The sequence below is a fragment of the Arenibacter lacus genome, from assembly GCF_008711145.1.
GTDB classification, from domain to species: Bacteria; Bacteroidota; Bacteroidia; order Flavobacteriales; family Flavobacteriaceae; genus Arenibacter; species Arenibacter amylolyticus.
In genome coordinates, this window is sequence record NZ_VVIN01000018.1 from 45351 (window position 1) to 58803 (window position 13453).

General features: G+C 44.1%; 6 protein-coding genes. 2 read left to right on the forward strand and 4 right to left on the reverse strand.

Going from position 1 to position 13453, the window contains the following annotated elements; genetic code table 11:
* Positions 1-49 precede the first annotated feature (49 nt).
* A complete protein-coding gene (locus tag F1E73_RS07720; RefSeq protein WP_150451576.1) occupies positions 50-3910 on the forward strand; it encodes a phosphodiester glycosidase family protein in 3861 nt (1286 codons plus the stop codon).
* Between the two features lie 148 nt (positions 3911-4058).
* On the opposite strand, the gene F1E73_RS07725 is transcribed toward F1E73_RS07720, so the two are convergent.
* The 4 genes from F1E73_RS07725 to F1E73_RS07740 all read right to left on the reverse strand — a co-directional run bounded on the left by F1E73_RS07725 (position 4059) and on the right by F1E73_RS07740 (position 12171).
* Positions 4059-5510, reverse strand: coding sequence for a sodium:solute symporter (locus tag F1E73_RS07725; protein WP_150451577.1), 1452 nt, complete (start codon positions 5508-5510; stop codon positions 4059-4061).
* Between the two features lie 11 nt (positions 5511-5521).
* A complete protein-coding gene (locus F1E73_RS07730; protein ID WP_150451578.1) occupies positions 5522-7084 on the reverse strand; it encodes a glycoside hydrolase family 10 protein in 1563 nt (520 codons plus the stop codon).
* 131 nt (positions 7085-7215) lie between these two features.
* Positions 7216-8928: a RagB/SusD family nutrient uptake outer membrane protein gene (locus F1E73_RS07735; RefSeq protein WP_150451579.1), complete on the reverse strand. Its 1713-nt coding sequence runs from the start codon at positions 8926-8928 to the stop codon at positions 7216-7218.
* Positions 8929-8946: 18 nt separating this feature from the next.
* Positions 8947-12171, reverse strand: a complete 3225-nt coding sequence (locus F1E73_RS07740; protein ID WP_086477324.1) for a SusC/RagA family TonB-linked outer membrane protein — start codon at positions 12169-12171, stop codon at positions 8947-8949.
* 305 nt (positions 12172-12476) lie between these two features.
* Between F1E73_RS07740 and F1E73_RS07745 the strand changes: the two genes are divergently transcribed.
* Positions 12477-13226 (forward strand): DeoR/GlpR family DNA-binding transcription regulator, encoded by a 750-nt coding sequence (locus F1E73_RS07745; RefSeq protein ID WP_150451580.1) that lies wholly within the window; start codon positions 12477-12479, stop codon positions 13224-13226.
* Positions 13227-13453 lie beyond the last annotated feature (227 nt).

A 13453-nucleotide genomic window follows, 5' to 3' on the forward strand; every position in this document is an offset into this window, starting at 1 on the left:
GAAAGATTCAACTGGAAATTTAACTAATAACTAATCTATTTCTGTATTTATGAACACGCATCTAATGGGCAGATTCCCCTTTATTTCCTATGGGGTAAATCCTTGGCCTGTCCTTCTTTTTCTTGTGCTATCCATTTCTTTTTCGCTTCCTACCTTTTCCCAGGAGTTGGTATTGGACTGGAAACCTAGGGAAGACCTGAATATTGTGCTACCCAAGTCCGTAAAGGTCTATGACGCTGCTGGTACCTTAAAGGATGGTGAACCTATACGTGCCGTTTATGCAAAAGTTGATTTGCGGGACGATAATCTCTACCTGCGATCTATTGGGAGCAATACCCTAAGAGAGACCACTTTGGAAACAAAGCGTAAGCATGGAGGAATTTTGGCAATCAATGGGGGGTATTTTGCTCCCAACCGTTCCGTGAGTCTCATTGTACAGGATGGCAAGACGGTAGCTCCCGGGCCTACTGGGGATGTAGCCCGTGGGGCCTTTGGGATGGTAAATGGGCTGCCAGAAATTGTGTGGTCTTCCGGATCTGCGGAGTTGGGGACCCTTTGGAAATACCCTACGCCCCAGGAAGCATCCAAGCGTGAAGTTTGGAATCCGGAGCAGGCGGTAGGTGCCGGGCCGGTATTGATAAAAAACGGGAAGATACAGGTAACATCGGCCGAAGAAGGCTTTGGTAAAAACCTGTTAATCAGGCATCCCAGAAGTGCTATAGGATATGTGGATAAACATACGTTGTTGTTGATGGTGGTAGATGGGCGCCAAGCGGCCAGTGTGGGGGTCACTTTAGAGGAGTTGGCAGCGCTACTATTGGGAGTGGGCGCTAAAGAAGCTGTTAATTTGGATGGGGGTGGCTCCTCTGCCATGGTAGCCAGTACCGAGGTGGTGAATGTTCCCACCGATATTACCGGTGGTAATAGAAATAGTTTGCGAAATAATGCGGGAGCCCTGGTGTTATCCGAAAAAGTACCCGGGAAACGCGGGGAAGTCATTATTTTGGATACCGAGAGTGCTGCCTATTCCGAGGTAGGAATTTGGAAAAGCAGTAAGGACAATAATTATTACGGACAGAGTCCCGCACGGCGTAGTGCGGTAAACCATATAAACAAGGCCATCTACCAATTAGAGGGTATACAAAGGAAAAAGTACCAACTAGGGGTCTGGTATGTTTCGGATAAAACGCATTCGGATGAGGTGTATTATGTGTTACACAGCAGGGCTGGTAGCGATACTTTGTCTGTAAACCAGCAATCCATAGATCAACCCGGGAAATGGGAGGTGTTGGGATCCTTTCAACTTGGTGCCGGAGATGCCATTGAAATTGTTGGAGGCGGGGAAGGATGGTTTACTGCAGATGCTATCCGACTCGTATCCGATGGCGATGGCCCTGAGCTTCCACAGCGTGGCGACCTGAGGATTGCGGTGATCAGTGATCTAAATTCTGGTTTGGGAGCGGCAGATTATGAGTGGCAGGTAGATAGTATTTTACAGCGAATCCCACGTATTTGGAAACCAGATCTAGTTTTATGCGGAGGGGATATGGTGGCCGGAATGGGGGTGTCCGATACGGTGCAGCTTCAAAAGATGTGGGCGGGATTTAACAAACATATCATGGACCCTTTGGATAAGGCAGAAATACCCTTTGCCTTTACCGTGGGCAATCACGATGGTCCTAGATCCTACCCAATAGAACACACAGCAACCAGAAAATTTTGGGAGGAGAATATTGATAGAACCCGACTCAATTTTGTGGACCGATCTCATTTTCCGCACTACTATTCCTTTGAGCAGAACGGGGTGTTTATAGTTTCATGGGAGGCCTCCTCATCCGTAATCACACAAGAGAATTTGGATTGGATGGAAAAACAGTTCCAAACTCCAGCAGCGAAAAATGCCAACGTACGGGTGGTTATTGGGCATATGCCCCTATACGGGGTAGCTCAGGGAAGGGACTCCAAAGGGAATCTCTTGGAAAACCCCAAAAAGCTACAACGATTATTGGAGGAGTATAAGGTACATACGTATATCAGTGGGCACCAGCATGCCTATTATCCCGGTAAAAAAGGGGGATTGGAATTGTTGAATGCTGGGGCGGCGGGATCTGGGCCCCGTGCTTGGTTGGGGATCAATGAGGCCCCGGAAAATACGATTACTATTGTAGACCTCTTGGATGAAGGTAAACGATGGGAGTACACTACCTACCATATTAAGGAAAGGGATGCTTCTAAGATGGAAGTTTTGGAAACTTCTAGGTATCCCTCCGCTATGTTTGGGGTACATGGGCATATCATCCGTAGGGATATAGATACTAATTTCTCACAGGCAAAGGGGCAATTTAGGCTGGTGAGCGATGCTGGGACAGGCCCAACCCAGATGGGGGAAGGAGAGGTATCCTCGGATATCCGCGGCAACACTTTATTGTTGGAGGGGCAATTAGCATTGTCCGAAGGTAGGTTTCCCAAAGAACTAGAGATTCTCTTGGGACTGGGCAGGAATACCGAAGCCAGTGAAACCATTAAAACTTTAAAGGTGACGCGAAATAAAAAAGGCTTGCTCTCCTTTAAGGGGGAATTGGCGATGGACCAGGATCTAAGGGAGGCCCTTGCGGTAGGGGCAATAAACGTGGTGGTACGTTTTGGGGATCAGGTTTATAGAACCCAGCTCTACCCAGCGGGAAATAGGGCACCGGAAACTTCTGAAATTGTTTCCCACCCATCCAAGAATACCTATGGGATTAGAAATATGGAAACCATGTATGAGGTATCCTGGAAACCCGCGGCGGACCAGGATGGGGATTTTGTTTCCTACACCTATCAATTGGCAAGGGACCCCCATTTTAAGGAACTTCTCTGGCAAAAGCAAACGGGTAGGGAGCCTAGGTTTAAAACCTTGGAAAGTAAATGGTACCAGCATTTAGAAGCTCTTAAGGAGGGAGAGTCCCAGGTTTTTTACCACAGGGTGATAAGCTCGGATGGGAGTAATAGTACCACTAGCAGCACTCAAAAGTTAGCCTTGATAAAATCTGATGAACCCTTGGAAGATTTAGCCGAAATAGTAGCGCCCAATTACGAGTTTGTAGAGAAAATAGTGCCCTCCGGAGGGGGGTATGGTGCCGTTTGGGACGGGAGTAATAAAATTTGGATGGCCAATTATAGCAAGGGGTTTGTGATTAGAACCGCGGAGGGGAAGTCTGCCAGTTTTTCGCCTTTGCAATCGGTTACCATAAAAGGGGTTGAGTATAAGCTCAGTCCCGTGAACGGGGTGGGGGTAGATTTGGATGGGCATATCCTGGCAGGAATCAATAGACGTCTCATTAAGATAGATGCCCATACCGGGGAGGGCATAGCCGTTTGGGAGGTGCCCCCTGGGCAGCGGGCCATTACGGCGCCGAGGGTAACGGATACAGGAGAGATTTACGCCATGTCTCTTTTTGCGGATGATTTAAATTATGTGTTGCGACAGAATGATGAGGATCCTTCTACATTTGATTTGGTAAGGACGTTATCCCTAAAGAATAGGATTTTGGCCCGTACTTTTGACATGAGCCCTGATGGAACTACCCTGTATTTTCCAGATCCGGGGGCCGCTAAAATACAGGTGTTTACCAGTGAGGACGGGCAGCAATATAGGGAAGAAGAGCCTATTGCCAGTACCTACGGGGGGAGCAGTGCCTTGCGTGTGCCGAGGAAGGGGGCGTTGTATGTGGCTACCCGATCTAGTGGAATTTCACCTTCCACCTTTCATTTTAGGGATGATGAAAAGAAACAGGTCTGGACCTTGGAGCTACCGGAATTGGACGGAGCGGAACCCAGGGGGCTGGGTGTATCCCCAGACGAAAAGACTTTAATCTTTTGTAGTTGGGATAAAGGTGGGGGCTATTATATGTATCGATTGAAGGAGTAGGGGGGATTACTTCGTGTAAAAACAATAAGAGTCGTTAGCTGTAAAGCGTAACGACTCTTATTGTTTAATGATGTACTTAAAGAATTTGGTGGGGCGTAAACCTCGGTTCCGATAGTGGCCAGTTTAAGGAAACCACTATAGTTTGTAGTTAAGCTAGTTGAGTTTTCCCCCGCTTTGTCAACATCCAAAGTCCGACCATAGTGATAATTGCGTTCACCAACAGAATCTCGAAACCAAAACTAAAGCCGTTAAACCAGGCTTCGGAATTGCGGTCTAGGATTAGGGATATGATAGGCGATAGGATACAGATATAGGGTACAAATTTGTCGCGGATCTTATGTTTAAAAAGGAGTCCAAAGGCAAATAGTCCCAGTAAGGGGCCATAGGTGAATCCGGCAACCTTAAACACGGCGCTAACTACACTACTGTCATTAAAGGCATTGAAGATGACAATAACGGTGAACATCAATACTGTAAATCCGATATGTACATATTGCCGAATGTTTTTTTGGGAAGCTTGTTTTTTCTCTATTTCCAGTATATCTACACAAAAAGAGGTGGTAAGGGCGGTTAAGGCTGAATCGGCACTGGAAAAAGCGGCAGCCACTATTCCTATAAGGAAAACGGTTCCCGCCAAAATCCCAAAGTAATTTAGGGCCAATAGTGGGTATAGGTCATCCGAGCGTTCTGGGATGGTAATGTTATGGCTAAGCGCATACTCGTAAATTAGAATTCCAAGGGTTAAAAACAACATGGTAGACAGGAAAAAAGTAATGGAGAACCAAAGGATGTTTTTCTGGGCATCCTTAATATTCCTACAGGTTAGGTTTTTCTGCATCACATTTTGATCCAGGCCATTCATTGCTATGGTAATAAAGACCCCAGCTAAGAATGTTTTGAAAAAATTACGATCCGATAACCAGTCCCACTCAAATATTTTAGACATTGGATTGGAAGCTACTACACTGTAAAGGTCTCCCACATTCAAATCTAGATGCTGTAAGATTACCACAATACTAATGATCACCGCCACCAATAGGAAGGTAGTTTGTAAGGTATCCGTATACACTATAGTCTTTATTCCTGCCTTATAGGTATACAGCCAAATCAATAGAATGGTTATTAAAACCGTCACCCAAAAAGGAATTCCAAAAGCATTAAAAAATGCAATTTGCAAAACCAATGCGGCAAGGAAGAGACGGAAGGAGGCGCCAATGGTCTGGGAGATGATAAAAAATGAGGCCCCCGTACGATAGGATTTTATTCCAAATCGGTCTTTTAGGTATTCATAGATCGAAATTAGATTTAACTTGTAGAACAATGGGATAAGCACAAAGGCAATTACGGCATAGCCCACCATATTGCCCATTACGAATTGTAGGTAGGTCCAGGCGGTATTGCCCACCTCTCCCGGAACGGAAATAAAGGTGACTCCGGAAAGGGAGGCGCCTACCATTCCATAAGCAACTAGGTACCAGGGCGATTCTTTGTTTCCTGTAAAAAAAGTTTTGTTATCAGAATTCTTAGAGGTGAAGTAGCTAATAGCCATAAGCAACCCAAAATAGGCTGCGATCACTCCAAATACAATCAATGGGCTCATAGGGGGTAATTTTAGTTGATTTCCAATTCAAAAAATTCACTTTGGTTGCCGGTCCTATCCACTGCGGTTAGTCCTACTTTGCGCAGGGGGAATTTACCATTTTCTAGGCTAAGCGGTAGGGTGATGGATCTATCTCCTTTATTTAGGATGGTGTGTTCCCAGCCTTTACCTTGCCGTTGGTAATATAAAACCCATCTAAATACCTTGTTTTCTATTGGGTGTTCCCAGGAAAACTCAACTTCCCCTAACTGCTTTTTTATTTGTAGGCTTGGTGGGGAGAGGGGGGAGTTATTTAACCATGGCGAAGCGGGTACCAATGATTTGTTTTTATAGGGCCCTTGTTTTATGGCCATTGCCAAACTATCGTACTTCACCAAGGGGGCAATGCTCCAATGAACGGCACCTTTGCTTTTGGGAACCATGCCACGGGTAATCATAATCTGGTTAATTACTTCATCGGCATTTTTCTCATCGCCTCCTAGGCCAATATTTAGACCGGGCCATAGGTGAAGTTGTTTGTGGTTTTCGCTTTGCCACCATCCCAATAGTTCTGGGAAGCTTTGGCCTTTTTTATTAATCCTCCAATAGAGTTGCGGGGTGTAGTAATCTACCCAACCTTCGTTTAGCCAAAGCTTGGCATCGGCATATAGTTTATCGTATTGGTCTAGACCTACCACAGATTCTGGGTATCCCGGTCTCCATATACCAAAGGGGCTAAGGCCAAATTTCACATGGGGTTTGGAGGATTTAATCTCGGTATAGACGTTTTTTATAAAGGTGTTTACGCTCTGGCGTCTCCAATCTGCTCGGGATAATTTGCCGCCAGTTGCCAGGTAGGCTTGCCAGCTACTGTCATCTGGAAAATCTTTGCCGTTGTTATAGGAGTCGTAGGGATAGAAGTAATCGTCAAAATGAATGCCATCTACATCGTAGCGATTTACAATATCCATCACTACTGCCAGGGAATGGTCTTGGGTTCCTTGTAGGGAGGGATCCATCCAATACATGCCATTTTCTAGGGAAACCACTAATTCTGGGTTGGTTTTTATGATGGATTGATCGCTTATTTCCCCTCCCGCCGTATGGTGTGCCCTGTAGGGGTTTAGCCAAGCGTGTAATTCCAGACCTCTTTGGTGGGCAGCCTCTATCCAAAACTCCAAGGGGTCGTAGGTGGTTTCTGGAGCGGTTCCCTGATTTCCAGTAAGGTAATAAGACCAAGGTTCTAGCTTGCTTTTATAGAGGGCATCTGCCTGTGGCCGTACTTGGAAAATAACTGCATTAAAATTGTTTTCTTCCAGTAGATCTAGCAATTCTAGGGCTTCCTTTTTTTGTTCATGGACTGGGAGTCCGGGGGAGCTGGGCCAGTTGATATTAGCAACAGTGGCTACCCATGCAGCTCTAAATTCTTCTATATTATACGGTGTATTTGGGTCCCATTTTACCGCTTTTTTATTGGTGGCCGCTGTGCGGATGGGCTGTTTGTTTAAATAAGCCGATGTTTTGGAAGAGGCACATCCCAGGAATAGGATGCTGAGCATCCCAAGAAGTATAATGTGTAAGGGGTTTATTCTCATTGGTGTTAAAATGGAATTTGATGTTATAAAATGTCCTTTTAGGTAGGTAACAAGTGAATAATAATGAAAAAAAAGTACTTCAGAGCTATGCTCTGAAGTACTTTAGATTTGCAATCAGGAATTAGTGGTGCTTACCATCCTGGGTTTTGCTCCAAAGTTACGCCTTGGTCGGCATACAGGGTAATCTGGTCTAATGGGAGTGGGCTTAAATACACTCTTTCATTGTCAAATACCCGGAGTGATGCAGCTGCTGAGGTTGGTATGATATAGCCTTCCTCACCGTCTGTTAGCGTTATATCGTTTAGCTCGCTATCTGGATAGTCAGATTTCTTGATCCAAGCTCCCTGATTAATTTCTGGGTTGGCTACCTGGTCTACGTATTCTAACTTTTTCCAACGCTTTAAGTCGTCCAATCTAAAACCTTCCATAATCAGCTCCACTCTTCTTTCCCTGCGTATTTCCCAAAGCAGACTTGGAACTTCCGGATCTCTATTAGGGTCGTCATAGATTACACCATTTACAGCAGGATTATCTCCCAATACTTGCAGATGTGGTAGGTTTACACCTACGCGGTCTCGCAATACATTGATGGATTTATCCAGGTCTCCCTGTGTTACGCTGGCGCCTCCTAGGGTTGCCAACTCTGCAACAGCCTCAATATAGTTCAGTAGCACCTCTCCGTAACGGATAATTGGAGCGTCTGTTGGGTTAAGGTTAGAGCTTCCTATAGGATCGTCCTTAATACTTTCGTTTAAGAACTTATGGGTGGCGATTCCTGTTGTGGAATGGTTGGGTGCTACCCCGTTGATCCTTAGTTCGGTAGATACAAAAGTCTCGTAGATTCTACCATCCCTATTGGCCATAACCTTTTCTATACCTTGGTCACCTTGGTACAAAGGAGATAAGGAGATAGGCAATCCATCTTCTGCAAGATAGGACTCAATGGCATTCCTGGAAATTCCGGTTTGTGGTTCCTTATTGTTATAGCTGTTTAGGGCGTGGGTAATAAGGCCTGGCTCGTATTCTCTGTATAGGATTACCTCTGGGTTAGAGGCTAGGCTCAAGGAGCTAAATACCTCCCTATAGTTTGCCAAGGAGTAGTTGCCAGAGTTGATAATTTGATCTGCGGCCCATTTGGCAGCTTCCAAATACTCGGTGGCTTTTGCACTATTGTTTTCATGGTATTTCTGCCAAGTTCCTTCATATAGCATGATGCGCGACATAAAGGCCAATACTACATCCTTGTTTACTTCTAAGCCATCGTTATCTACGGATGCCCTTACGTTGGCAGCAGCAAACTGAAGGTCTTCCAATACCTTATCCATTACAAAGGTTCTTTCGTCCCTTGTCTTGTACAATTGTTCATTATCCTCTTCTGATAATTCTTGGTCAAAATAAGGAACATCCCCAAATCGGGCTACCAGGTCATGGTATTCCATGGCTCTAAAAAACCTTCCTATTCCCGTCCAGTGGTCTATGGCTTCCTGTTCCATAGGAACGTTTTGCACACGATCTATGAATATATTGGCCTTTCTAACCCAGCTAAAACTCCATCCACCACCAGAAGTGGGTACCTGCAAGGCAAACCTTGGCGGGTTGGTGGGAGCAAAATCATCGTTTAGGGATTGTCCGGAGAAATAATTTCCCCAGGTGTACCCAGAACCGTAACCACTAAAGTATCCAGAGTAGAAACCAAAGGCAAAGGTCTTTACGTTCCCTTCACTTGTCCAGAAGGTTTCGTCTACCAACATATCCTGTGGTGGTACATCCAATAAGTCATCTTCACATCCTACGAATGCTATAAAGCAAAGGAAAAGTAGTGATATTTTATGTATAGTCTTCATATTTTTCAATGTTTAAAATTATAGGGAAAGTTGAAGTCCAAATGAATACGATCTTCTAAATGGATAGACCCTTCCAAAAGTTGAGGTGTCATTGGTACCTGCGTTGGTATAGTCTACCTCTGGATCTACCGGAATTTGTATTCCACTAAATTCAAATAAGTTTTCACCACTTAGGTACAGTCTTAGTCGATCTACCTTTAACTTGTTTAGGACAGACTCTGGGAAAGAGTATCCCAAGGTGATGTTCTTCATACGCAGGTAGGACATATTCAGCATATACTTTGTTTGTGGTAAAAAGTTCATCCTGCTATTGCTCTGCTGCTGGTCATTGGGTCTTGGATAGTAGGCATTTGGATTCTCGGGAGTCCAGTGATCTAACTGATGCTCGTACCATCCTTCCCCATACCTATATCCTGGGATAAATACCGGACCGTTAGCCCAGAAATCGCGCTTACCTACTCCTTGCATAAACATGCTTAGGTCTACTCCTTTAAAATTGGCGCCCAACTGAATCCCGTATTGGTATCTAGGGGTAGAGTTTCCTATGACCTTCATATCGCCAGAGTCGCCCACGGTATTGGTACCGTAATCTATCACGCCATCGCCATTAAGGTCTTTAAACTTTACGTCTCCAGGACCGTATTTAAACCAGGAGTTGGTTTCAAAAATATCCTGATTGGGTACACCATCGGCATAACTACCATCGGCATTAAAATCGTCTTCAGTAAAGAATCTATCTGTTTCATAACCCCATATCTCACCCAGCACTCTACCTTCATAGTTAGAGTAGATACTCTTAGTGGTGTTGGAGAATTTGGTCAACTTCTCTTTAAAATCGGTTAGGGTTACTAAGGCATTCACCCTAAGGTCATTGTTAAATTGATGTTTAAAATCCAAGCTCAGTTCCCATCCTTTGGTCTGTAGTTCTCCATAGTTACGTCTTGGAGAGGAGGTACCAAAGGTATTTGGCAAGGTAACCCCAGAGCTGTGCATATCGCTAACGGTTCTCTCGTACCAGTCAAAGGTTAATCCTAGCTTATTGTCAAAAAACTTCGCATCTAAACCAAAGTCTAGCGTAGTAACCGTTTCCCAAGTTAACGAGGAAGGCAATGCTCCTGGAGTCCCTGTGGTAACCTGATTGTTCCCGTTTATAAGCCATCCAGAAGATCTGGAAGACATAATTCTATAAATGCTGGACAGGTAGGTGTTTTGATTTCCTACGGATCCGTAAGAGGCCCTAAGCTTTAAGAAGGACAAGGTAGGATCTAACGCATCCATAAAGTTCTCTTCGGTAAGGATATAACCGGCAGATACCGAGGGGAAGTAGCCCCACTTATTATCGGAAGATAGTCTGGAAGATCCATCATATCTGGCATTTAACTCCAATAACAACTTATTTCTGTAGGAGTAGTTTGCTCTTCCAAAGAAGCCCAAGGTATTCCATTTGCTTCTACTACCATTGGCATATTGATCGCCAGTGGCAAGGGCCAACTCTCCTTGGTCTGGATTTAGTAGATCTCTTCTTTGGGAGTAATGGAACCAGTAATCATATTTCTCCATATCTCCCCCTAGGGTAAATTTAAAGTTGTGGTCTCCTAGGTCCTTGTCGTAGGTTAGGTAGGCTTTGGCTGTATTCCTTCTACTCCACTCCGAGTTGTATTGTACACGGTCATAGGCAGAGCTACTATAGGGAACATAGGAGAAGTTTGCTCCTTGTGCCCAGAAGTTGTAGGCCTTAAGGGTACCTCCTACTTGTTTTTCGTGCTCTTCCACCCTGTCATGGGTAAAGTCGAAATTAACCGATAGGTCTTCTATAGGAGTGATGGTGGTTCCTAAATTAATTCTGGATAAGCTATAGTTATTTTCGTTCATTTTAGCTTGTTCCACTTCGGAAATATGGTTTCTAAATGGCTTCCCATCTACTGTTCCATAAGGATAGTAGGCTGGCCATCTAGTGGTATAGTACCAAGCGTCATAGGTATTAGATCCAAACTTAAACGGCTCTGTAGTGGCCGAATTGTTGTGGGATACTTTGGCTCTGATATCCAACCAGTCCGTTACCGTAGAATTAATGCTGAGGTTAAGGTTGTAACGCTCGTATTGGTCTGGATTGGTTTTGTATACCCCGCCTTGGTTTAAATAACCCAGTCCAAGGTAGTAGGTGGTGTTTTCACCTCCACCAGTAACCGAGAAATCTTGCTTTTGCTGTGGTGCCCACTTTTTTACGAAAAGCTTTCTAGGGTCCCATGATCTATAGAAAAAAAGGTTTCCATCCCTTATTTCGTAATCCCTGCCTTCTACCATTTCCATTCCTAGGTCTTGTCCGGCGTACTGCTGGTCCCATTCCCTCATTTTTTGAATGGCTAGCTGGTCTATTCGCATACCAACTATACCAAAGGACTGCAAGGAGGGTATTCTTCTATTAACCGCGGCAAAGGCCATTTCGGCGCCTTCTGCTGCTGGGGCTACCTTTGGGGTAACCGTAGGTGTTGCCCAAGAAAAGTTGTTAGAATAGCTTACGGTAGGGGCGCTGTTCTTTCTTCCTTTTTTAGTAGTGATAAGGATAACTCCCCAAGCTCCACGTGCTCCGTATATAGAAGTAGAAGCGGCATCCTTTAGAACAGAAATTTCCTCTATATCTTCTGGGTTAATAGATTGTAGGCTAGGGATTTCCACGTTATCTACCAAGATTAATGGCTGTGCGCCACCTCCTGTCCCCAAGGTTCCTACAGATCCCCTTAATTTAATGACTGGATTTTCACCAATTTGTCCACTTGGGGAGGTAATGGTAAGTCCGGGAGTGGCTCCCTGTAACCCTCTAGCCACGTCTGTAATGGGTCTTGACGTTAGTATTTCGGTATCTACTGCGGCTACCGCTCCGGTGACATTTCTTTTTTTCTGGCTACCATATCCTACTACTACCACCTCATCTAGGCCCTCTACATTGGTCTGTAGGGTAATGGTGAAGTTGGTTCTGTTGCCAACAGTTACTTCTTGTTGCATAAAGCCCAAGGAAGAAAATACCAGCACGGTATTGCTACTTACCGGAATTTGAAGGGAGAATTTCCCGTCAAAATCGGATACGGTTCCATTGGTGGTATTCTTTACATAGATTCCCGCACCTGGGATTGGTACTCCTTCGGGGTCGTAAATTTCCCCTGTGACGGTTTTAGACTGTCCCCATATTTGTATGGTAAACAGAAACGCCAAGAACAAAAATGATTTTTGAAATCGTTTTTCCATAATCAATGTTAGTTTAATGAGTTATTTAAATCGGTTGTGAAAAGGGTACTGTTAAAAAGGTTAGATGACTTTTAATCCTAGCTCAATTTGTGAAATTTACGTTAATAATTCAGTGAGGCAGCTGTTCCAATTGCTTCGGTTTATTGCAATTTTTTGCAAGTTATGAAACAAAACACACAGATGTCTTTCCAAAAATAGGCAATAAAACGCATGGTTTGCAATTTTTTGCAATATTTTTTTGATTTGCCTTCAAAATACTGCAATCGCATGCTTAAATGTTTATCTTTGTTCTTATTGTTACAATTATGTTAAAAGCGGAGAGACAACAAATAATATTAAACGAGGTTAGAAGGCATAATAGGGTGTTGTTACCCGATATGGCCGACCTGGTGAATGTATCTGTTGACACAGTGAGACGCGATATAACGGAATTGCATCGAGAAAAGAAGCTGCGAAAGGTCCATGGGGGCGCAATTTCCTTGGGTTTTCACAACTATCACTTTCAGGGCGATCAGGTGTATTCCAAGGATGAGAAGTCTATAATTTGTGAAAAGGCAATCTCTTTGTTAAGGGACGGGCAGGTAATCCTTTTTACTGGAGGAACTACCAATATGGAAATGGCCAGATTGTTGCCGCCCAATTTAAAACTCACCTGTTTTACGCCCAGTCTGCCTGTAGCCAATCAGTTATTGGTTAAGCCTAATGTGGAGGTTATTTTTATAGGAGGAAGGGTGTCCAAGGATTCCCAAATTACGGTTGGGGGTAGTGCCATCCATATGTTGTCCGAGATTTCTGTGGATCTGTGTTTTCTGGGAACCCACTCTATTGACCTATCACATGGTCTTACCGAATTTGATTGGGAAATTGTGCAGTTGAAGAAATCCATGATCAAGGCGTCCAGAAAAATAGTAGCCCCCGTAATATCTGAAAAACTGAATACCATTCAACGATATAAAATTTGTGACCTAGAGGATATAGACACCCTGATTACCGAGTTGGATCCAAAAGATTCCCTACTAGGGTATTATCGCGACAAGCGATTTGAACTCTTATAAACTCCCAATGTGAAACTCGTTGGTTATTGAGAAGAAGAGAAAAAGAAGGGATTAATCTATGCAGTTGGTAAATGAGGAGGAAGTCCATTTTAGAAAGAAATAATAAAAACGAAATAGAGCAATAAAGCAGGAACCCAAGCTTTTGCCACTAATCTAAGAAACAAGGTTAGGTGAAAAGATCCTGTACGCTTGGTATAAAATAGAATAATGAACAATACAACAGTAGC